At 71.3% G+C, this 22255-nt stretch carries 18 protein-coding genes; 9 read left to right on the top strand and 9 right to left on the bottom strand.

Annotated features, from left to right (window positions below; translation table 11 throughout):
* Window positions 1-351: 351 nt before the first annotated feature.
* The gene (locus ITJ57_RS01650) at window positions 352-2331 is read right to left on the bottom strand and encodes a M13 family metallopeptidase (RefSeq protein ID WP_228506421.1); all 1980 of its coding nucleotides are present in this window, start codon (window positions 2329-2331) and stop codon (window positions 352-354) included.
* Between the two features lie 149 nt (window positions 2332-2480).
* Here ITJ57_RS01650 and ITJ57_RS01645 point away from each other — a divergent pair, with 149 nt between their 5' ends.
* The 7 genes from ITJ57_RS01645 to ITJ57_RS01615 all read left to right on the top strand — a co-directional run bounded on the left by ITJ57_RS01645 (window position 2481) and on the right by ITJ57_RS01615 (window position 11360).
* Entirely contained in the window at window positions 2481-5429 is a 2949-nt protein-coding gene (locus tag ITJ57_RS01645; protein ID WP_194668551.1) for a rhomboid family intramembrane serine protease, read from the top strand.
* A gap of 93 nt (window positions 5430-5522) precedes the next feature.
* Entirely contained in the window at window positions 5523-6779 is a 1257-nt protein-coding gene (locus tag ITJ57_RS01640) for an MATE family efflux transporter (RefSeq protein WP_194670250.1), read from the top strand.
* A 98-nt stretch (window positions 6780-6877) separates the two neighbouring features.
* Complete coding sequence (locus ITJ57_RS01635) at window positions 6878-7453, top strand: hypothetical protein (RefSeq protein ID WP_194668550.1); 576 nt, start codon at window positions 6878-6880, stop codon at window positions 7451-7453.
* A gap of 187 nt (window positions 7454-7640) precedes the next feature.
* The gene (locus ITJ57_RS01630) at window positions 7641-8558 is read left to right on the top strand and encodes an ABC transporter ATP-binding protein (RefSeq protein ID WP_194668549.1); all 918 of its coding nucleotides are present in this window, start codon (window positions 7641-7643) and stop codon (window positions 8556-8558) included.
* Entirely contained in the window at window positions 8555-9439 is an 885-nt protein-coding gene (locus ITJ57_RS01625; protein ID WP_194668548.1) for an ABC transporter permease, read from the top strand. Before ITJ57_RS01630 ends, ITJ57_RS01625 begins: the two co-directional genes overlap by 4 nt.
* Window positions 9440-9474: 35 nt before the next feature.
* A complete protein-coding gene (locus tag ITJ57_RS01620; protein ID WP_194668547.1) occupies window positions 9475-10734 on the top strand; it encodes a sensor histidine kinase in 1260 nt (419 codons plus the stop codon).
* Window positions 10731-11360, top strand: a complete 630-nt coding sequence (locus tag ITJ57_RS01615) for a response regulator transcription factor (RefSeq protein WP_285042223.1) — start codon at window positions 10731-10733, stop codon at window positions 11358-11360. Before ITJ57_RS01620 ends, ITJ57_RS01615 begins: the two co-directional genes overlap by 4 nt.
* A 49-nt stretch (window positions 11361-11409) precedes the next feature.
* Here the strand turns inward: ITJ57_RS01615 and ITJ57_RS01610 are convergent, their stop codons facing one another.
* The 4 genes from ITJ57_RS01610 to ITJ57_RS19715 all read right to left on the bottom strand — a co-directional run bounded on the left by ITJ57_RS01610 (window position 11410) and on the right by ITJ57_RS19715 (window position 15584).
* On the bottom strand, window positions 11410-12714 hold the full coding sequence (locus ITJ57_RS01610) for a glycoside hydrolase family 125 protein (protein ID WP_194668546.1): 1305 nt from the start codon (window positions 12712-12714) through the stop codon (window positions 11410-11412).
* Window positions 12715-12751: 37 nt separating this feature from the next.
* Window positions 12752-13153, bottom strand: a complete 402-nt coding sequence (locus ITJ57_RS01605; RefSeq protein ID WP_056009919.1) for a YbjQ family protein — start codon at window positions 13151-13153, stop codon at window positions 12752-12754.
* On the bottom strand, window positions 13150-14436 hold the full coding sequence (locus ITJ57_RS01600; protein ID WP_194668545.1) for an amidohydrolase: 1287 nt from the start codon (window positions 14434-14436) through the stop codon (window positions 13150-13152). Before ITJ57_RS01600 ends, ITJ57_RS01605 begins: the two co-directional genes overlap by 4 nt.
* A gap of 80 nt (window positions 14437-14516) precedes the next feature.
* On the bottom strand, window positions 14517-15584 hold the full coding sequence (locus ITJ57_RS19715; RefSeq protein WP_370582129.1) for a LacI family DNA-binding transcriptional regulator: 1068 nt from the start codon (window positions 15582-15584) through the stop codon (window positions 14517-14519).
* Between the two features lie 28 nt (window positions 15585-15612).
* Between ITJ57_RS19715 and ITJ57_RS01590 the strand changes: the two genes are divergently transcribed.
* The gene (locus ITJ57_RS01590) at window positions 15613-16950 is read left to right on the top strand and encodes an MFS transporter (RefSeq protein ID WP_370582356.1); all 1338 of its coding nucleotides are present in this window, start codon (window positions 15613-15615) and stop codon (window positions 16948-16950) included.
* A gap of 22 nt (window positions 16951-16972) precedes the next feature.
* Here ITJ57_RS01590 and ITJ57_RS01585 read toward each other — a convergent pair whose 3' ends face one another.
* Window positions 16973-17422, bottom strand: a complete 450-nt coding sequence (locus tag ITJ57_RS01585; RefSeq protein ID WP_194668544.1) for a hypothetical protein — start codon at window positions 17420-17422, stop codon at window positions 16973-16975.
* A gap of 115 nt (window positions 17423-17537) precedes the next feature.
* Here ITJ57_RS01585 and nucS point away from each other — a divergent pair, with 115 nt between their 5' ends.
* The gene (gene nucS / locus ITJ57_RS01580; protein ID WP_056009922.1) at window positions 17538-18233 is read left to right on the top strand and encodes an endonuclease NucS; all 696 of its coding nucleotides are present in this window, start codon (window positions 17538-17540) and stop codon (window positions 18231-18233) included.
* 200 nt (window positions 18234-18433) lie between these two features.
* On the opposite strand, the gene ITJ57_RS01575 is transcribed toward nucS, so the two are convergent.
* From ITJ57_RS01575 to ITJ57_RS01565, 3 genes are read right to left on the bottom strand one after another with little or no spacing between them, the layout of a single operon-like run.
* Window positions 18434-19906 carry a GntP family permease gene (locus ITJ57_RS01575; RefSeq protein WP_194668543.1) on the bottom strand — a complete coding sequence of 491 codons (1473 nt, stop codon included), beginning with the start codon at window positions 19904-19906 and terminating at the stop codon, window positions 18434-18436.
* 37 nt (window positions 19907-19943) lie between these two features.
* Complete coding sequence (locus ITJ57_RS01570; RefSeq protein ID WP_370582128.1) at window positions 19944-21584, bottom strand: amidohydrolase family protein; 1641 nt, start codon at window positions 21582-21584, stop codon at window positions 19944-19946.
* Window positions 21581-22240 carry a bifunctional 4-hydroxy-2-oxoglutarate aldolase/2-dehydro-3-deoxy-phosphogluconate aldolase gene (locus tag ITJ57_RS01565; protein WP_194668542.1) on the bottom strand — a complete coding sequence of 220 codons (660 nt, stop codon included), beginning with the start codon at window positions 22238-22240 and terminating at the stop codon, window positions 21581-21583. Before ITJ57_RS01565 ends, ITJ57_RS01570 begins: the two co-directional genes overlap by 4 nt.
* Window positions 22241-22255: the final 15 nt, after the last annotated feature.

The raw sequence follows: 22255 nt of genomic DNA, 5'->3' as shown, positions 1-22255 counted from the left end.
CCTGCGATTCTACGGGTTCGCGGGGAGCGGAGCACGTCACCGCCGGTACCGCCGAACGCCCGCCGGGGGACGGCGGGCGTTCAGGCGGCATCGACGGTGACGCTGCTGTGAACCGGACGGATCGGACCAGGTCCACCCAGGCGCTGTTCGGGTCTCGCGCCGTGGGCTTCACGGGTGCATCGGGATGACGATTCGTCGACTCCAGAGCGATTCTGACAGTGACCGACGCCCCTCCACAGGTCCCAATAGAGGGGACATCGAGGAGGGGCGACAAGCGTGGGTGGCCCGTCGACAAGCGGATCCTGCCCTTCGACAAGCTCAGGGACCAGCAACGGGACCGGGGAACGGGTGCTACCAGATGGTGACGCGCTCCTCAGGGGCGAGCCAGGCCGCGTCGGACTCCGTCACACCGAACGTCTCGTAGAACGCGTCGATGTTGCGCACGATCTGGTTGCAGCGGAATTCGTTCGGCGAGTGCGGGTCGATCGACAGGAGGCGGATGACCTCGGCGTCGCGGCCCTTCTGCTGCCAAGCCTGGGCCCAGGAGAGGAAGAACCGCTCCGCACCCGTGAGGCCGTCGACGACCGGCGGCTCCGCACCCTCGAGCGAGAGGAGGTACGCCTTCCAGGCGATGCCGAGCCCGCCGAGGTCGCCGATGTTCTCGCCGATCGTGAGCGCACCGTTGACGTGGTGGTCGGGCACCTGTGCGGGCGCAAGGGCGTTGTACTGCTCGATGAGCGACGCGGTGCGCTCCTCGAAGGCGGCGCGGTCGGCCTCGGTCCACCAGTCGGTGAGTCGGCCGTCGCCGTCGAACTTGGAACCCTGGTCGTCGAAGCCGTGGCCGATCTCGTGACCGATGACGGCTCCGATGGCCCCGTAGTTGGCGGCGGCATCGCGGCCGGCGTCGAAGAACGGGTACTGGAGGATGGCGGCGGGGAAGACGATCTCGTTGAAGCCGGGGTTGTAGTAGGCGTTGATCGTCTGCGGCGTCATGAACCACTCGTCGCGGTCGAGCGGCTTACCGATCTTCCCGAGCTCCCGGTCCATCTCGAAGCGGCTGGCGCGACGGACGTTGCCGAGCAGGTCGTCGGCCTCGAGCTCGAGCGCCGAGTAGTCGCGCCACTTCACGGGGAAGCCGATCTTCGGCGTGAACTTGTCGAGCTTCTCGAGCGCACGGGTGCGGGTCTCGGGGCTCATCCACTCGAGGTGCTCGATGCTGTCGCGGTACGCCTCGACGAGGAACCCGACGAGGACGTCCATCTCATCCTTCGCGGAGGTGCCGAAGTGGCGGTCGACGTAGATGCGTCCGACGGCCTCACCGAGCATGCCCTCGACGAGCGAGACGCCGCGCTTCCACCGCTCGCGCTGCTGCGGCGTGCCGGTGAGCGTCTTGCCGTAGAAGTCGAAGTTGGCCCGGCCGAACTCCTCGGAGAGATAGGGAGCGGCACCGTGGACGACCTTCCAGGCCAGCCAGTCCTTCCACGACTCGAGCTGCTCGCCGACGAGGAGCTCGCCGAGGCCCTCGAGGAAGCTCGGCTCGCGGACGACGAGCTCGGCGAACACTTCGTCGGCGGCACCGATCGCGTCGCGCCAGACAGCGAGGTTCGGGCCGTCGAGGTCGGCACCGGCCGCCAGGGCCGCCGCTTCATCCCAGCTGTAGAGGTTGTAGGTCTTCTCGCTGTCGCGGGTGGCGACGTTGTCCCAGTGCTTGGACGCGATCGCGGTCTCGAGCGCGAAGACGCGGTCGGCGCGCCCTGCGGCGTCGTCGAGGCCGGCGAGTTCGAACATCGTCTGGAGGTGGGCCCGGTAGGCGTCGCGGATCTCGGCGAAGGTGTCCTCACGGAAGTAGGACTCGTCGGGGAGTGTGATGCCACCCTGCTCAGCGAAGACGAGGTAGCGCTCGGGGTTGCCCGGGTCGTTGTCGACGAAGAGCTGCAGGAAGCCGCCGACGCCCTCGGCCTCGAACTCACCGGACAGCCGCAGGAAGGCCTCGATGGAGTCGACGGCCGCGACGCGGGCGAGCTGGTCGGCGAGCGGGGCGGCACCGAGTGCGTTGGCACGGTCGACGTCCATGAAGCTGGCGTACAGGGCGCCGATCTTCACGCCCTCCGGGCCGTCGGGGTTCGTCTGCGACTCCTCGATGATGGCGCGGACCGCGTTCTCCGCATCCTCCGCGAGCTGGTGGAACGAGCCCCACCGGGCCTTGTCGTCGGGGATCTCGGTCCGGTCGATCCACTTGCCGTTCACGTGCCGGAAGAGGTCGTCCTGCGGCCGGACGGCCGGGTCGAGTTCGGAGCGGTCGATGCCGGAGGCGAGCTGCGCGTCAATCATGCGGTTCAGCCTAGCGACGGCTCCTGACGACGGGACGGGAGTTCTCTCAGAGCTGGACGACGGCTCGGGTCCACCACCGGTGGAGCGGTGTCGGACGTGGGTCGACAGGTGAGGGACTACCGTTGACGCACCGGTCGGAAGGAGCCCGCGTGGACTGGTTGTCCGAGTTCCCGCCCGGAGTCCTCCTGCTGGTCGTCTTCCTGGTCGTCGCGGTCGAGAGCCTCGGCGTCCCCCTGCCGGGCGAGACGGTCCTGATCGGCGCGACGCTCCTCGCGGCGACGAGCGGCTTGAACCCCGTGTTCGTCGCAGCGGCCGCCGCGGCAGGGGCGATCCTCGGCGACTCGGTCGGGTACTGGATCGGTAAGCGCTACGGGCGACGACTCCTCTCGGTTCTCAACCGTCGGTTCCCGAAGCAGGTGGGGCCGAAACGGCTCGGTGCCGCGGTGCACCTCATGCGTCGTTGGGGGCCGTGGGCGGTGTTCGTCGGACGGTTCATCGCCGTCCTCCGCATCTTCTCCGGGCCGCTGGCGGGCATGTTCCGCATGACCTACCCGCACTTCCTGCTCGCGAACGCCGCCGGCGGCATCGCCTGGGCATCGCTCGTCGTCACCGTGGTGACGCTGCTCGGGAGTGCGGCGACCGAGTTCCTCCACCGCTTCTCCTGGGCGGCACTCGCCCTCGCGGGTGCGGCTGCGGTCGTGATCGCCGTCGTCCTCGTCTTCCGCGCACGTCGGCGCGCCGCCCGGCCGGTCGAGGAGCGCACCCCGGTCTCGCTGACCGAAGCCGAGCTCGACGAGCTGCTGTCGCCGTCCGGCTCGGCGGCCCTCGCGCCGGCGGCCCCGCGGAACCCTCCGACCGCGCCGCCGTCCAGCGCCGCTCCCGTCCGGACCGACCTGCGCGCAGCGATCGCCGCGGTCTTCACCCCGTTGCGCTGGGCACTCAGGACGACACCGGCGACCGCCGCCTTCGTCACCGTCTTCGTCGTGCTCGGGGTCGTCACCGGCGGGCTGTGGCGCCCGATCGACCAGGCCGCCTGGTACCCCTCGTTCGCCTACGGGGTCCCGAGTCTCGAGGCTGGTCGTTGGTGGACGGTCCTCACGGGCATGTTCATCACCGCCGACCCGCTCACCTACCTCATCGCGATCCTCGGCGCCGCGGTGTTCGGCGGTTGGGTCGAGGCGCGCTTCGGCACCCTGCGGGCGTCGGCGATCTTCCTGTCCGGGCACCTCGTCGGCATCCTCGGCGCGCTCGGGGCCGCCACCGCGCTGGCGCAGCTCGACTGGCCGTGGGCGCAATCGCTCGCGACGGCCCTCGACGTCGGCCCGAGTTGCGGCATCCTCGCCTGTGTGGCCACAGCCACCGCCTTCATGCGGTCCCCGTACCGGCTGCGCTGGCGACTTCTCCTGCTGTCGTGGGTGTCGATCGCCCTCCTCTACGTCGGGAAGATCGACGACCTCGAGCACTGGATCGCGACGGTCGTGTTCGTCGTCGTCGCCCGACTCCTCATCGGGGAGCACCGTTCGACGCCGCGACCGACGATGCGGGATTGGCGGCTCTTCGCGGTCGCCGGGCTGCTCGTCATCGGCGCGGTGCAACTGCTCGTCACCCTCCTGCCGCTCGACGGACCGCTCGGCTCCACCACGCTGACGCAGGAGTCCATCCTCGACGTCGGGCTCGACACGGTGGCGATCCTGCTGATCGCGAACTGGCTCCGGCGCGGACATCGCTGGGCGTGGTGGGCGGCGATGGTCCTGACCGTCGGCAACCTGCTCACGACCCTCGCACTCGTCGCGTTCACGTGGCTGGCGATGGTGCCGCTCGTGGCGTCGACGATCTGGATCTCGGCGAGCGTGCTCTGGGTGGGGCAGGCGGTGGCGCTGGTGCTCTCGCGGCACGCGTTCCGGGTGGCGGCGAACCAGACCAGGCGGCGACTCCCCGGCGCGGTCGGGCCGGGGGCACGGCGAGCGAGGGCGCGGGCCGCGGAACTGCTCCGCGAGGACGGCGGCGGACCGTTGTCGGCATCGGCGCTCCGACCGGAGAACCGGATCTTCATCACGGCCGACGGCGGCCACGCAGTGGTCTACCAACAGCACGCGGGCGTCGCCCTGGCACTCGGTGAACCGATCGGCGCAGGCGATGGCGCCTCAGACGCGGTGCTGGCGTTCGCGGCGGCGGCCGAGCAGGCGGGGCTGACCCCGGCCGCGTTCGCCGTGCGGGAGCCGAGTGTCGTTCCCGATGGGTGGCGTGTGTCGCCGCTCGGGCGGGACCTCGTGCTCGAGCTGTCTGCGGTGGACGACTCGGGCGCCGACGCCAGCGATCCGGCCGGCGACGGTCCTGCCGCGGAGCCCGCGTGGTCATCGATCCTGCTGCCGTCGGACGAGCTGCCCTGGGAGCTGCGCAGCCAGATCCGCGCGCTGACCTCGGTGTGGGTCTCGGACCGGCGGGTGCCCGAACTGGGTCTCACCGTGGGCGCGAGTGTCGAGACCGCCCGTGGCGCAGGGCAGGGTCAGGCGGTGGCTCGCAGCTCCGTCGTGACCGACGCCCGCGGTGCGGTGCTGGCGGCACTGACGTGGCTGCCGATGCCCGGACCCGGCGGCACGGTCGGCGGCTGGGCCCTCGACACGGTCCTGCGCGCGGTGACGCCCGACACCGCAGACGGTCCCGACACGCCGTCCTCCTCTCAGCTCAGTCGCGCCGTCGAACGGGCGCTGACCGACGCCTGCCGTCGGTTCGCCGCGGAGGGGGCGTCGACGGTCTCCTTCGCGGCGTCGGGCCTGGCGCGGGACGGTTCGGAGCCCGACGGTGTCGCCGTGCGCACGGTGGCGGGCATCGCCCACCGCGTCGATCCGCTCCACGGTTTCGCCGAGATCGCCGCCGTCGCCAGACGCCTCGGTGCCACGCACGTCCCGCTGTTCCTCGCCTGCCGTGAGGACGCCGACCAGCCGCGGGTCGCCTACGCCGCAGCCGCCGGGTTCCTCACCGGCATCCGCCTCCGCGACCTCCCCGCGCTGAGCGGCTCGCTCCTCGTGCGGGAGCCGGACGGGCGGTCCGGAGCGCTGTCCGACGACCCGGGTGGGCGCGTCGGTGGCCGCGACTAGGCTCGGCGGGTGACCACGGGACAGGACAAACGACGACTCCGGCCGGTCGATCGCGACATCCTCCGGCTCGCGGTCCCGGCGCTCGGAGCGCTCATGGCGGAGCCGCTGTTCCTCCTCGCCGATTCGGCGATGATCGGGCACCTCGGGGTCGTGCCGCTGGCCGGCCTCGGCGTCGCGAGCGCGGTCCTGCAGACGATCATCGGGCTCATGGTGTTCCTCGCCTACGCGACGACCCCGGCGGTCGCCCGCCGACTCGGCCACGGCGACGAACGCGGCGCGGTCTCGCTCGGCGTCGACGGACTCTGGCTGTCACTCGGCCTCGGTGTCGTGATCGGAGCGGCCGGCTGGTTCCTCTCCCCCACCCTCGTCGGATTGTTCGGCGCGACCGACGCCGTCGCCCAGCAGGCCGACACCTACCTCGGCATCTCGATGCTCGGCATCCCCGCGATGCTGCTCGTGTTCGGCGCGACCGGTCTCCTGCGCGGCCTCCAGGACACCACCACACCCCTCGTCGTGGCCGGCGCCGGGTTCGCCGCGAACATCGGCCTCAACTTCCTCTTCATCTACGGTCTCGGCCTCGGGATCGCCGGCTCGGCCATCGGCACCGTCATCGCCCAGTGGGGCATGGTCGTCGCCTACCTCGTCGTCGTCCTGCGCCACGCACGACGGACCGGGGCCAGCCTGCGCCCGCACCGCGCCGGGCTCGGCGGAGCGGCCCGTTCCGGTGGCTGGCTGTTCCTCCGCACCGTCAGCCTTCGCGCGGCGATGCTGATCGCCGTGTTCGTCGCGACCGACCTCGGCACCGACGAACTCGCCGGCTTCCAGCTCGTCATGACGCTCTTCGCCACCCTCGCCTTCGCACTCGACGCCCTCGCGATCGCCGCCCAGGCACTCGTCGGCAAAGGTCTCGGTGCGGGCGACGTGGGCGGGGTCCGCGCCGTCCTCGTCCGATGCCTGCAGTGGGGGGTCGGGTCGGGGATCATCCTCGGCCTCGCCGTCGCGCTCGCGAGCCCGATCATCGGGCTCGTGTTCACGAGCGACCCCGAGCTCGCAGCCCTGATCGTGCCCGCGCTCATCGTGCTCGCCGTCACCACGCCGCTCGGCGGCATCGTGTTCGTCCTCGACGGCGTCCTCATCGGCGCCGGCGACGCGAAGTACCTCGCGATCACCGGCCTGCTCAACACGGTCGTGTTCCTCCCGTTCGCCCTCGCCGTCCTCGCCTGGGGCCCCGGCGGATCCGCCGGCCTCACCTGGTTGGCCCTCGCCTTCTTCGTCGGATACCTCGGCGCACGAGCGACCACGCTCGGACTCCGCGCACGCACGAGCGGCTGGATGCGCACCGGGATCTGACCGACCCTTGGGGAGTCCTCCCCATTGAAACGGCGGCCTCCGTGCACGATCCTGGCCTGAGAGCATCCATCCGCGCTCACGATTCCAGGGGGAACCACATGTCCATCGCCACCGCCAGCCACCGTCTCCGCGTGTCCACCGTGACCGCCGTCGCCGTCCTGGGCCTGTTCGGGCTCGCCGCCTGCAGCAGCGGAGAAGCGCCCGCCGACTCCGAGCCGAAGGCGAGCGCCACGTCGGAGGCGGAGGCCACCGAGGACACCACCGAGGAGGCACCGGCGTCCGGCGCGACCAAGTGCACCGAGGAGCAGGTCAACACGCTCAGCGCGGCCAGCGGTGTCGCGGTCCCGGCCGCCGGTGTCGCCGCCGCGAAGGCCTCGTTCGCGCCCGCCGCCGTCATCGACGGGCTGACGACCGTGTGCGTGCTGAGCTTCGAAGCCGGCGCGGTGTCCGGCAGCTACGCCGTCGTCTCCGGTGGCGCGGCGAGCCTCACCGCCGCCGCCGCGAACGCCACCAACGCGGGTGGCCAGATCACCGAGGCCGCTGGCACGTTCACCGGATCCCTCGAGGACCTGACGATCGTCGGCGTCCCGTTCACCCAGCTCACGAAGGAGACCGCCGGGTTCGAGAACGTCGAGGACCTCGTGGTCATCGCCTCGACGGCCGCACTCGGCTAGCACCGGGTTCCGCACCGGCTCGTCCCGCCCGCGCCCATCCGCCCTGCTCGGGCGGGTGGGCGCTCGTGCGTCGCAGGCGTCAGCGTTTGACCGGTACCAGCGTCGACGGCATCAACCGATCGGTGGATGCCAGGATCAACCGCTCCACCGCTACCGGCCGACGACGGCCCGGGCGAGCATGGACACCATGAGCACACGACCGATCATCGAGGTCCGCGACCTGCGCAAGCAGTACGGCGACTTCACCGCCGTCGACGGCATCAGCTTCGACATCCACGAGGGCGAGACGTTCGCGCTCCTCGGCCCGAACGGCGCCGGGAAGAGCACCACCATCGAGATCCTCGAGGGCTACCGGCATCGCACGGGCGGGTCGGCGAGCGTCCTCGGCGTCGACCCTGCACGCGGCGGCCTGGACTGGAAGGCCCGTCTCGGGATCGTCCTGCAGTCGAGCGCCGAAGCCTCGAACGTGACCGTCCGGGAACAGCTCACCCAGTTCTCCCGGTACTACCCCGCGCCACGCGACGTCGACGAGGTCATCGACGCCGTCGGCCTCACCGCCGCGGCCGGCACGCGCATCGGCAAGCTCTCGGGCGGTCAACGCCGACGGGTCGACGTGGCGCTCGGCGTGATCGGCCGCCCCGCGCTCCTCTTCTTGGACGAGCCGACCACGGGCTTCGACCCCGAGGCCCGGCGGCAATTCTGGGACCTCATCCGCTCCCTCAAGCGGGACGGCACCACCATCCTCCTCACGACGCACTACCTCGACGAGGCCGCGCAGCTCGCCGACCGGGTCGCCGTCATCGCCGGCGGACGACTCGTCGAGATCGGCGCGGTCGACGAAATCGGCGGTGCGGCGGCACGGATCCCGGTGGTCCGGTGGCGGGACGGCGACGGGCTCCATGAAGAGCGCACCCAGACACCGGCAGCAAGGGTCGCCGAGCTCACCGCCTCGACCGGCGGGGAACCACGCGACCTCGAGGTCATCCGCCCGAGCCTCGAGGACATCTACCTCGGCCTCGTCCACGCGGCGAGCGCCGGACACCCCGCGACGACCACCGACGTCGCCGATCCACGCGTCATCCTCCAGACGGGAGCAGGAGCATGAGCCTGACCACCGACACGACCACGACGTCCACCGACCGAGCCGCCTCCCCGTTCGTCCCGCCCCTGCCCCGTGGCCGGACGCTCCGCCTGGGGCTGAGCCGGATCGGCTACGAGACGCGCATCTACTTCCGTTCCGGCGACCAGGTGTTCTTCACCTTCCTGTTCCCGGTCGTGATGTTGGCGATCTTCTCCGCGGCGTTCAGCGCGATGGGGAACGTCGGCGAGGCGCCGGACGGGACGGGTGGGGTCACCCAGGCCGCGTACACCCTGCCCGGCATGATCGCCGCCGGCATCCTCCTCTCCGGTGTCCAGAACCTGGCCACGGACATCGCGACGGAGAAGAGCGACGGCACGCTGAAGCGGCTCGGCGGTAGTCCACTTCCCGTGGTCAGCTACTTCCTCGGAAAGATGGGGCAGGTGCTCGTGACCTCGATGCTCCAGCTCGCATTGCTCCTCCTCGTCGCGCACCTGGTCTTCAGCGTCGCCCTGCCGACGGAACCCGAGCGGTGGGTCACCTTCGCCTGGATCTACCTCCTCGGGATCGCGACGTCGGCCGTCCTCGGGATCGCGCTGTCGGCGGTGCCGCGGAGCGGGAAGAGCGCAACGGCCGTCATCATCCCCATCGTGCTCGTGCTGCAGTTCATCTCCGGCGTGTACTTGTCGTTCGCGATGCTCCCGGACTGGCTGCAGAACGTCGCGAGCGTGTTCCCGGTGAAGTGGATCGCGCAGGGCATGCGGTCCGTGTTCCTCCCGGACTCCTTCGCCGCGCAGGAGCAGTCGGGCGGCTGGGACCTGACGACCGTCGCGCTCGTCCTCGTCGTCTGGGCGGTCGTCGGACTCGTCTTGACGCGCCTCTCCTTCCGCTGGGTCCGTCGCTCCTGACGGCGGTTCGCGAGCGGAAGTGGGAGGGTGAGGACATGGACGGACGACGGTGGTGGGATGTCGCGTTCGGCGCGGGATGCGTGATCGTGGGCGCGCTCGTGAGCGTCAGCGCGGCCGGAGCGCCGGAGCGGGTGATCGGTGTCTGGGTGGTGCTGGCGGTGCTCTGCCTCGTCTACTACACGGCCGGGCGACGGACCCTCGAGCGTCCACAGGGCGGGCTCTGGTTCGCGATCACCCTCATCGCGCTCACCGCCGTCGGAACGGCGTTCTCACCGAACGTCCTGACCCTGCAGTGCCTCGTGTTCCCGCTGCTGTGGGTGCTGACCCCGGAGACGCGGAACGCGATCATCCTCAACGTCGCGAGCGCGGCGACGCTCGCCAGCGGCTTCATCATCGGTCAAGGCGCCACACCGGACGCGATCGTGCAGGGGCTCGCGATCCAGAGCGTCTCGCTCGTCTTCGCCCTGTCGCTCGGCCTGTGGATCACCCGGATCGCCGAGCTCGGCGACGAGAAGGCACGGCTCCTGGTGAGCCTGCAGGCCGCCCAGGCCGAGTCGGAACGGGCGAGCCGGGAGGCCGGTGCAGCTGCCGAACGCGAACGCCTGGCCCGCGACATCCACGACACGATCGCCCAGAGCCTCACGAGCGTGGTGCTGCTCGCGCAACGAGCCCGATCCGAGGTCGGCTTGGCCGTCGCAGGCACACCGGACGCCGCTCCGCTGGACGGTCGCCCGGTCGCCGCCCTCGAGAGCATCGACCTCATCGAGTCCACCGCGCGCGACGCGCTCGGCGAGGCGCGGGCGCTCGTGGCGACGATGGCGGCCATGCCGACGGCGGACACCACCCTCGGCGACAGTCTCCGTCGCCTCGGCACCCGCTTCGAACGGGAGACGGGCGTCCAGGTGCGCGTGGCCGTGGCGGCGGAGCACCTGCCCCGGGTGGCGGAAGTGGTGCTGCTACGGTGCGCGCAGGAGGGGTTGGCGAACATCCGGAAGCACGCTGGCGCGTCGCATGCGGCCATCGAGCTGTCGGTCGCGGACGGCTCGGCGCTACTGCGACTCTCGGACGACGGTGTCGGGATCCCCGACGCCGCCGGCGCCCTCCTCGGCACGGCACCCGGCGCGGGCTTCGGCCTCCACGGCCTGCACGACCGCGTCGCCCTGCTGGGCGGTACGGTCGAGATCGTGAGCGAACACGGGGCTGGGACGATGCTGGTGGTGCGCGTGCCGGTCGCGGTGGCCGAACCGGTCGGTGTCGGTCCGTCTGCCGGCGTCGGGGACGAGGTCGGCGGGTGACGCGGATCAGGATCATCGTCGCCGACGACCACCCCATCGTCCGGTCCGGGATCGTCGCTCTGCTGGGTCGCGCCGACGACCTCGAGGTCGTGGCCGAGGTCGCCGACGGCGCCGCCGCGGTCGAAGCGGCCGAGGCGCACCACCCCGACCTCGTCCTCATGGACCTCCGCATGCCGGTCCTCGGTGGCGTGGAGGCGACCGCCCGCATCGTGCAGCGCCTGCCCGGGGTGCGGGTGCTCGTGCTCACCACCTACGAGACCGACGACGACATCCTCGGCGCCATCGAGGCCGGTGCCAGCGGGTACCTGTTGAAGGCGGCGCCGGAACAGGAGATCCTTGCCGGCATCCGTTCGGTCGTGTCCGGCCAGACGGTCCTCGCGCCCACGATCGCGGCGACCCTCGTCGGCCGTGTCCAGGGCGGTTCGTCACCGCGCCCGCAGTTGAGCGCCCGCGAGTTGGAGGTCCTCGCGCTCGTCGCCGCCGGCAACAGCAACCGGGCGATCGCCGCCGGACTCTTCATCTCGGAGTCGACGGTGAAGACCCACCTGCTCCATGTGTTCGAGAAGCTCGAGGTCGCCGACCGCACCCGAGCCGTCACCCGGGCGCAGGAGCTCCGGCTGCTCTGAGCTCGGTGCGCTGAGCTCCGAACACGGTGCGCGGGCCTCGGTGGCCGGTTCAGGCTCCGCGCGGGACGGGACGCCGCACGTGGGTGCGCAGACCCACGACGTCGAGGACGAACTCGCAGAACATCGCGTTGGCCCAGGAGAACCACGGGCGGGTGAAGGTGGCGGGGTCGTCCTTGTGGAAGGACTCGTGCATGACCCCGGTGCCGGCGTCGGTGCGCAGGAGGGTGTCGAGGAGGCGGGCGCGCTCCGCGTCGTCCGTCGAGGTGAGCCCCTCCATGGCGAGCGCGATCGGCCAGATGTGGTCGGGTGGCGTGTGCGGGCTGCCGATCCCGCGAGCGGCGGATCCGATGAAGAAGCTCGGGTCGTCGTCGCTCAGGAGGAACCGCCGGGTGGCGAGGTACCGGGCGTCGTCCGGTGCACACCAGCCGAGGAACGGCAGCGAGAGCAGGCTCGGCACGTTCGCGTCGTCCATGAGCAGGGCGTTGCCGAACCCGTCGACCTCGTAGGCGTAGACATCGCCGTACCGGTCGGTCGACACGACCCCGTGGGCGTCGATCGCCGCCTCGATCTCGAGGCGGAGCGAGCGGGCGTCCGCGGCGAGCACCTCGTCGTCGAGCACGTCCACCGCGATCGTCTCGACCCCGGCGAGCGTCACCGCGGCGAAGAGGTTGCCCGGCACGTTGTACCCGTACCGCGCCGCGTCGTCACTCGGCCGGAACCCCGACCACGAGAGCCCCGTGAACGCGGTCTCGGGGCCGAGTCCGTTGCGGACGAGGGTGTCGGAGAGCGGCGCGTCGAACCGTTGGAACCGGTAGGGCGAGCGCTCCTCGTGGTGCTGCTCGGTGCGCCAGACACCCATCGCTGCGGTGACGGCGGCGTGATACCGGTCGTCGAGGTGGTCGGAACGGCCCGTCGCCAGCCAGAGGTCGTGTGCGAGCTGGAGCGGGTAGCAGAGTGAGTCGATCTCGTACTTGCGTTCCCACACCCAGGCTGACGCGTCGGTGCGGTCGTCGTGGTGGCCGTGTCCGTTCGGTTCGGCGTTGAACGCGTTCGCGTAGGGGTCGAGGGCGATCGCGTCGAGCTGCCGGCGGTTGACCGCGACGAGGAGGTCGGCCAGCTCGGGCCGGTCGGCCGCGAAGTGGAGGTACGGCGCGAGCTGGGCGCTCGAGTCGCGCAACCACATCGCGGGGATGTCGCCGGTGAGCATGAACACGGTGCCGTCCGGCATGGGGGTCATGGTGCTGTGCAGGGTGTCGGCGAAGCAGCGTTCGAACCGCTCCGCCACCCGCTGATCGCTGCGCTCGCGCACGGCTGCGGTCGCCTCGGCGATCAGCTCGTCGATCCACGCGGTCATGGTGATCCCTCCTCGGTGGCGGCCGACCTGCCGATGATCAGACGCCGCCGCGGGGCTTGGGGGCGTCGGGCTGCGCCGCCGCGTAGGCCGACTGCCCCGTCGCGCCGGGCTCCCCCTCGGGGATCGGGACGAGGTACGCGGCGGTGCCGTAGGCGGTCAGCTGCGTCCAGGCACCACCGATGTCGGTCGTCTCGAGGCGCATGGCCAGCACCGCGTTGGCGCCGCGCTGCTCCGCGTCCGCGACCAGGCGCCGCATGACCTCCTGGCGGGACTCGAACAGCAGCTGCGTCATGCCGGGGACCTCGCCGCCGCCGAGTGCCGAGAACCCGATGGACATCGAGGAGCCCCAGTCGCGGGCCCGCACCGTGAGGCCGACGACCTCGCCGAGGACGGCGTCGATGCGGTGTCCGGCCACCGTGTCGGTCGTGACGACGATCATGCGCCGGCCTCCGTTCCGGTCAGGCGGGACAACGCGGCGAGCGAGAGCGCCGCGATGCCGGTGTCGAGGGTGGGGTGGATGAGCGGCGCGAACTTCGCGGAGTGGTTGCCGGGGAGGTCCTGCTCCATGCGCCCTGACGCGTAGGCCGCGGCGAAGGCCTGTGGGTCGGCACCGCCGAGGATCCAATAGACGATCGGTGCGTCGGCGGCCGTCGCCAGCATCCCGACGTCTTCGCTGCCCGTGACGAGCCCCGGGTCGACGACACGGTTGGCACCGAACGCCTCACTGAAGACCGCCGTCACCTCCGCGGTGGCGGCCGGGTCGTTCACGAGCACCGGGAACGCCTCCGTGTGCTCGATCACCGGTTCGCGCTCGGCGCCGGACGCCGCCGCTTCGGCGCGGATGATGCGCTCCATGGACCCCACGACGCGGTTGCGCACGTGCGGTTCGTAACTGCGGATGTTGACGCCGATCTGCGCCGTGTCGGGGATGATGTTGTTCTTCGTCCCGGCGTGCATGGTGCCGACCGTGAGCACCGCGGTGTCGGTGCCGGCGACCTCGCGCGAGACGATCGACTGGAGCCGGACGACCGCCGACGCCGCCATCACGATCGGGTCGATGGTGGACTGGGGCCGGGAGCCGTGCCCGCCTCGGCCGTGGAAGGTGACGCGGTAGGCGTCCGTCGCGGCGAACGAGGGGCCGGCGTGTGTGCCGACCACACCGGCGGGCAGCGGGCCGACGTGCTGACCGAACACGATGTCGGGCTTCGGCACCCGGGTGTACAGCTCGTCGTCGATCATCGCCTGCGCGCCTCCCCCGGCCTCCTCGGCCGGCTGGAAGAGCACCACGAGCGTGCCCGACCAGGTTGCGCGCCGGGCGGCGAGTAGTTCGGCGGCGCCCAGGAGGCAGGTGACGTGGACGTCGTGACCACAGGCGTGCATGACAGGGACGTCGTTGCCCTCGGGGTCGACCCCGCGCACGACGCTCGCGTAGTCGAGGCCGGTCTCCTCCAGCACGGGCAGGCCGTCCATGTCGGCTCGGAGGAGCACCGTCGGCCCCGCACCGTTCTCCAGGACGCCGACGACACCCGTGCCGCCGATCCCCGTCGCGACGGCGTACCCGAGGCCCGTGATCCGATCGGCCACGAGCGCCGCGGTGCGATGCTCAGCGAAGGAGAGCTCCGGGTGGGCGTGGAGGTCCTGGTAGACGGGGGCGAGGGAGACGGCCAGCGACGCCGCCTCCTGCTGGACGAGTGCTGCGGTGGCGATGGGCTGGTCGGTCATGGGTCTCCTTCGAGCGTCGTCCTCAACCCTACGGGCCTGGTCCGTCGCGCGGCAGGGGCCCGGGAGACCCCGTGTCGACCTCAGCCCTGTGGAGCGGGGACCGGCGCCGTCGTCGCGCCACGGTGGAAGCGCACCGCGAACTGCTCGGAGTCCGCCTCACGGCCGTCCAGCATCGCGACGATCGCCCGGCCGGCCGCCGAGCCCTTCTCCCGAGAGGGCTGCCAGACGGTCGTCAGGTCGTAGTCGAGCCCCTCGACCCGGATGCCGTCGAACCCGACGACGCTGAGTTCGCCCGGCACGGCGATGCCGAGCTCCTCTGCCGCGCGGATGACCCCGGCCGCGAGCAGGTCGCTCTGAGCGGCAACGGCCGTTGGGCGCTCACCCGCCGGGACGTCGAGGATGGCGTGGCCGGCGATGCGACCCTCCTCCAGCGACGATCCCGTGGAGACGAACCCGCTGGCACCGGGGAAGACGTCGCGCAGGCCCTGCAGACGTTCGATCGCGGGGACGGTCGTCGCACCGCCCTCCCACTCGGGCGTCAGCGGGCCACGGCGTTCGGTCGGATCCAGGTTGAGGGTGACGACGGCGACGCGCTCGTGCCCGAGGTCTGCGAGGTGCTGCGCCTCCTGACGAACGCCGCCGCGGTTGTCGACCGCGATGTCCGGGACCCCGAGTGCCGCGAGCCCCTCGATCGAGACGATGGGCATCCCGCGGCGACTGAGCACCGCGACCGAGCTGTCGAGGTTCGGGCTGCAGCCGATGAGCACGACCCCGTCCATCGGCGCGTTGCTCAGCTGGAGGGTGCCCTCCTGGGCGTCGTTCAGGAGGAGGAGACCCGCGCCGACCGCCCCCAGTTCGTCCGCGAGCCCGTCGAGCGTCTGCACCATGACCGGGTCGCGGAACGAGTGCCCGATCCGACCGGCGACGACCGCACCCACGATGCCGCTCCTGCCCTGACGGAGCGAGCGGGCACGGGGGTCCGGGCCGCCGTAGTCGAGGTCGGCCGCGGCCTGCAGCACGCGTCGCTTGGTCGCCTCGGAGACCGGCCCGGCGCCGCTGAACGCGAGGGAGGCGGTCGACGGGGACACCCCGGCGCGCTCGGCGACATCGGCGAGCGTCGGTCGTGAGGGGCGTGATTCCTGGTCCACGATCTGCTAGCTTAGTCGACGGAATCGAATCGATTCGACTCCGCGCGGATCCACACCGATCCGCCGACGACCCACCCCTTCCACGCAGCGCTCCGGCGCCCGCAGCACCGACCCTGAGGACCTCGTGTCAGAGCCGACCACCCCGCGCACCGCCCCCGTCGCCCTGCGTCCCCGCCGCGAACTCCTCGCCTGGCGGAACGCGATCTTCGTGATCTTCGCCCTCAGCGGCCTCAGCATCGCCACCTGGGTCGCGCGCTTGCCCGCGATTCGCGACAACCTCGACCTCACCACCGGAACGGTCGGCCTCCTCATCCTCGGCATGTCGATCGGGTCGATCATCGGCCTCGTCGCCTCCCAGCACCTGCTCGCCCGGCTCGGCCCGCGGAACGGGATGCGACTGACGCTCGGCCTCGTCGCGGCCGGCCTGCTGCTCATCGGCGTCGGGGCGAGCCTCGTGCCGCTCGAGGGGATCGTCCTCGTCGGGCTCATCATCTTCGGCTTCGGCAACGGTGCGCTTGACGTCATGATGAACGTCGAGGGCGCCGCGGCGGAACAGGAACTCGGCAAGACGGTCATGCCGCTCATGCACGCGTGCTTCAGCTTCGGGACCGTGGCAGGCGCCGGACTCGGTGCCCTCGCATCGGCCGCCGGTGTCGAGGTGTTCTGGCACGCACTGATCCTGGCTGCCGTCATCGCCGTCGCCGCCGTCATCGCCGTCCGCTTCGTCCCGGCGGAGCAGGCGGTCGTCGACCTCGACGACACCCCGAAGGCCCCCTGGCGCGAACGGCTGCGCGAAAGCCTGTCCGTCTGGGCGGACGGCCGACTCATCCTCATCGGCGTCATCATGCTCGGCATGGCGTTCGCCGAGGGCAGCGCCAACGACTGGCTAGCCCTCGCCGTGGTCGACGGCCACGAGCAGAGCAACACGACGGGCGCGCTCGTCTACGGCGTGTTCGTCACCGCGATGACCGTCGGCCGCATCGTCGGCGGGCCGCTCATCGACCGCTTCGGCCGCGTGCCGGTGCTGCAGGTGTCGGCGGGTGCCGCGATCGCAGGGCTCGTGCTGTTCATCCTGACGCCGGTGACCGGCCTCATGGTCCTCGGCACCGTGCTGTGGGGGCTCGGCGCCTCGCTCGGCTTCCCGGTCGGCATGTCCGCCGCGGCCGATGACTCCAAGCACGCGGCGGCACGGGTGAGCGCCGTCGCGATGATCGGGTACTGCGCGTTCCTCGTCGGGCCGCCGCTCATCGGCATCCTCGGCGACGGCATCGGACTCCTCAACGCCCTGTTCGTCGTCCTCGTCCTCATCGTGCTCGCCGGGCTGGCCTCCCCCGCTGCGCGCGAGAGCAACCGCCGGAAGCGCTGAGCAGGCCGTTCCGGCGGGCGGCTCAGGTGACGCTGGCGACGCCGACGGCGGCCACGACGGCGACGATGATCGCGACCGCGCCCAGGGACACCAACCAGATGTGCCCGAGGGAGAAGTACCGCACCCGCACGCCGCGGGCACGGAACGCCGCCAGCCACGGGTAGATGCCGCTCTCCTTGAGGATCGGCCCGACCGCCAACACGCCGCCCGGACGCGCCATCGCTGCGCGGGCGGCGAACGAGAAGTCGACCCGGCGCTTGAGGTCGCCGACCCGGAAGGTCAGGAGCGCCATCGAACCACCGACCTGCAGCCCGCTGAGGGGCGTGTCCATCACGGTCTCGGACGGCTGGCCGGTTCGATCGAGGACGCTGAGGACGAACCGGTCCTCGAACAGCTCGATCCTGGCCGGCACCCCGCTCATCTGGGTGACGCCGCGGAACATCGTGACGTCATGCGTGAGGAGGGGCTTCATCCGGCTCACTCTACGGGCGAGCCGGAGGCCGCCCGACCAGCTGCACCCGCGACTCGGACCCCGTTCGTCGCCATCGAGTCACCCGCTGGCGAGGCTCGCCTCCTAGACTCGTCTGGTGCGTCTCGTCATAGCCCGCTGTTCCGTCGATTACGCCGGACGCCTCAGTGCCCATCTGCCCCTCGCCACCCGACTCCTCATGGTGAAGAACGACGGCAGCCTTCTCGTCCACTCCGACGGTGGTTCCTACAAGCCGCTCAACTGGATGAGTCCGCCCTGCACCCTCACCACCGTCGAGCCCGACGAGACGCAGGCGGCCGCCGGGATCACCGAACTGTGGAAGGTCACCCACAAGAAGACGGGTGACGCGCTCATCGTCTCGATCCACGAGGTCCAGCACGACAGCGCGCACGAGCTGGGCGTCGACCCCGGCCTCCAGAAGGACGGCGTCGAGGCGCACCTGCAGAAGCTCCTCGCCGAACAGATCGAACTCCTCGGCGACGGCTACCGGCTCATCCGCCGCGAGTACATGACCGCCATCGGCCCGGTCGACATCCTCGCCACCGACGCGAGCGGCGCCTCGGTCGCGGTCGAGCTGAAGCGCCGTGGCGACATCGACGGTGTCGAGCAGCTCACGCGGTACCTCGAACTCATGAACCGCGACCCCCTCCTCGCTCCCGTGCAGGGTGTGTTCGCCGCACAGGAGATCAAGCCGCAGGCGCGCACCCTCGCGCAGGACCGCGGGATCCGTTGCGTCGTCCTCGACTACGACGCGATGCGCGGCCTCGACGACAGCGACTCCCGCCTCTTCTGAGCGTCCACAATTCAGGACGGCCTCGGCGCGTCGGACACGACACACCGAGGCCGCTCGCGGACACGCCGCAGCCGTCCTGAATTGCGAACGGCACCATCTCGCGTCGGCTCCGTCCCTCACTCAGGACGGGCCCGGCGCGTCGGACGCGACACACCGAGACCCCACCCGGACACACCAGGGCCGTCCTGAGTTCGGGGCGGTCAGACGAAGAGCCAGATGAGGGCGACCATCCCGAAGCCGACGACCGAGAGGATCGTCTCGAGGACGGTCCAGGTCGCGAGCGTCTGCTTGACCGACATGTTGAAGTACTTCGCGATGATCCAGAACCCGCCGTCGTTGACGTGCGAGAGCGTGATCGATCCGGCCGCGATCGCGATGCCGATGAGCGCCAACTGCGGCTGCGAGTAGTCACCGGCGAGGACGACCGGCTGCAGGATGCCGGCGGTGATGACGATCGCCGCCGTCGCCGACCCTTGCGCGATGCGGAGTCCGGAGCTGATGAGGTACGCCGACACGATGATCGGCAGGCCGAGCGAACCGAGCACCTCGGCCAGTGCCGCCCCGACACCCGTCGCCGAGATGACGGCACCGAAGAACGCACCGGCGCCGACCACGAGCAGGATCATACCGATGGGACGCAGCGACTGCCCGGAGAGCTCACCCAGCTCGGCGAGCGTCATGCCGCGCCGCACGCCCAGGACGTAGTACGCGAGGCAGACGGCGATCGTCAGCGCGACCGCGGGGTTCCCGATGAGCGTCAACGCCTCGAGCAGCGGGCCGCTCGGCAGGGCGAGAGCTCCGAAGGTAGCGGCGAGGATGAGCAGGATCGGCGTGATGATGATGAGCCCGACCGCCCACAGCGAGACGTCCTTGCGGTCCGGGGCGTCGTCCTCGGGCTCGAGCACGTACTCCTCGGGCACGGACACCATGACGCGCTTGCCGATCCACAGCGGCCAGGCGATACCGGACGCGATGAACGCGGGGATACCGCAGAGGAAGCCCATCAGGATGAGCCAGCCGAGCCCGACCTCGAAGGTGCCGGCGAGCGCCGTCGGTCCCGGGTGCGGGGGCAGGAACGCGTGCGTCATCGAGAGGCCGGCGAGCATCGGCAGGGCGTAGAGCACGAGCGACTTCCCGCCACGGCGCGCGGTGATGTAGACGAGGGGCGCGAGGACGAAGATGCCGACGTCGAAGAACACGGGGATGCCGAAGATGAGCCCGGTGAGCCCCATCGCGATCGGTGCGCCACGCTCACCGAAGCGGCCGAGGAGCTTGCGGATGAGGACGTCGGCGCCGCCGGAGCGTTCCAGGATCGCGCCGAGCACGGTGCCGAGGCCGATGATGATGGTGATGTGCCCGAGGATGCCGCCGAAACCGGTCTCGAGGAGTGACGCGCCCGGCTTGATCTGCTCGTCGTCGAACGGGTCGGGGACGGCGACGCCGACGATCTGGTAGATGCTCGTACCCGTCGCCAGCGCCAGGCCGATGCCGACGATGAACAGGGAGATGAAGGGCTCGAGCTTCACCCGGATGATGAGGAACAGCAGCACCGCGATGGCGACGGCGCACAGGATGAGCAGGCCGGGCGTGGTCTGCTGCAACCAGCCGATGGGGTCGCTCGGGGCTGGTGCGGCAGCGGCGACGACGCGGCTCGCGAGGGCGTGGATGGGCATGGGAGGACCTTCTGTGTCGACGGGGAGGGGGAACGGGTCAGGACGGGCGACGACGGAGCGAGCGGCCGGGGACGGCGTCGGTGCGACGACCGTCGGCCATGACGGCGACGCCGTTCACGAAGACCCACGGGATGCCGGCGGCCTGTTGCCGCGGTTCGGCGAAGGTCGCGCGGTCGGCGATCGTCTCGGGATCGAAGAGCACGACGTCGGCGACGGCACCGACGCGGAGGACGCCGCGTTCGGTGAGCCCGAGTCGGGCGGCTGGACGGGAGGTGAGGTGGGCGACGGCGTCCTCGAGCCCGAGCACGTCGGCTTCACGGACGTAGTGCCCGAGGTAGCGCGGGAAGGTGCCCCAGGCGCGAGGGTGGGGTTTCGCGCCGACGAGGATGCCGTCGCTGCCGCCCGTGTGGGCCGGGTGCACCATCATCGTGCGCACGTTGGCCTCGTCGCCGACGTGCTGGAGGATGCCGGTCGCGAGGCGGTCGGCCTCGAGGAGCTCGAAGAACAGGGCGGTGGGGTCGCCCGACCAGGCGTGGCCGGTGTCCTCGGCGGCGATGGCGGAGACGGTCCGGCCGACGAAACCGGCGAGCTCGGGGTTCGCGACACCGGAGATCTCGATCGTCGCCCAGTCGGTGACGACGCCGTGGCAGCCGTCCGTGCCGAGCACTTCGAGCTCGTACCGCACCCGCGCGCGGACGTCGTCGTCGCCGAGTCGCTCGAGCGTCGCTTCCGGCCCGCCGACGGCCGCCCAGCTCGGGAGGAGTGCCGAGAGTGTGGTCGACCCCGGAAGGTAGGGGTAGGTGTCGAGCGTGAGGTCGACACCGTCGGCGATGGCGTCGTCGATGAGCGCCACGAGCTCGGCCGCACGACCTGCGTTGACGCCGAAGTTCATCGTCGCGTGCGTGAGGTGCAGCGCACAGCCGGAGCGACGACTGACGTCGATCATCTCCGCATAGGCCTCGAGAGCACCCTTCCCGTAGGAGCGCTGGTGCGGTGCGTAGAAGCCGCCGTGCTCCGCGACCGTGCGGCAGAGCGCGACAAGTTCGTCGGTGTCGGCGAACATCCCGGGCACGTAGGTGAGGCCGGAGGACATGCCGACGGCACCCTCCCGAAGCCCTGCAGCGACGAGCTCCCGCATGCGCATGATCTCGTCCGGGGTCGCAGCCCGGTTCTCGGTGCCGACCACGAGCATGCGCACGGAGCCCTGCGGGACGAGGTAGGCGACGTTCAGCGCGGCTCCGCGGTCGACGCGGTCGAGGTACTCGCCGACGCTCCGCCAGGCGAAGTCCACGTCGTCGGGTTGCCCGTTCCAGCCGGCGATCTGCTGCCGGACGATCGCCATGGTGCGGTCGTCGGTCGGCGCGTAGGAGAGGCCGTCCTGCCCGAGCACTTCGGTGGTGACGCCCTGCGAGACCTTCGCGAGGTGGTCGTGGTCGCGGAGCACGGCGAGGTCGGAGTGCGCGTGCATGTCGATGAACCCCGGTGCGGCGACGAGCCCAGCCGCGTCGACGACGAGCGCATCGGCCGGCGCGCTGGCGGCGGCGTCAGCGCCGATCGCGACGATGCGGCCGCCGTCGATGAGCACCGAGCCGAGCGCGCTCGGACCACCGGTGCCGTCGACGATGCGCGCATCGCGGAGGAGCACCGCGCGCGCATCGCCCGTCGGCCGTGAACTCACGGAAGCAGGGCCGCCGCGGTGAACGCGGCCGCGCGCTCGGTGACGCCGGCCCAGTCCGCGGCGGCGACGTCGGCCGCTCCGACCACGCTGGAGCCCGCGGTCACGGCGGCGGCACCGGCCTGGATGTAGTCGCGGGCGTTGCCGGCGTGCAGGCCGCCGGAGGGCACCAGCCGGAGACCGGGGAACGGGCCGGACAGGTCTTTGAGGAACCCGGGCCCCATGGCGGCGGCCGGGAAGATCTTCACCGCGTGGGAGCCGAGTGCCGCGGCACGCATGACCTCGCTGGGCGTCATCGCCCCGAGCAGGAACGGGACGCCGGCGGCGGTCGCGACCTCGGCGACCTCCTCGCTCAGGCCGGGGGTGACGAGGAACTGCGCGCCGGCGTCGATGGCGCGCTGCGCGGTGTCGCGGTCCACGACCGTCCCGGCACCGATCATCGCCCCGTGGTCAGCGGCCGCATCGGCGGCGGCCCGGATCAGCGCCTCGACACCGGGGGTGGTGAAGGTGAACTCGACGCTGCGGATGCCGCCCGCGGCGAGCGCCCGGCAGAGTTCGACCGGGTCGGGGATGACGGGCACGCGCACGACGGCGATGGCGCGGTCGGCGTAGAGCGCGTCGAGGGCGTGCGGGGTGGACGGAGGGGTCTCGAGCGTCATGCGGGTCTCCTGTTC

The organism is Plantibacter sp. VKM Ac-2880 (assembly GCF_015351235.1).
Taxonomy (GTDB): Bacteria; Actinomycetota; Actinomycetes; order Actinomycetales; family Microbacteriaceae; genus Plantibacter.
Note: the sequence above shows the minus strand (reverse complement) of the source record. Positions and strands in the feature narration are given on the sequence as shown.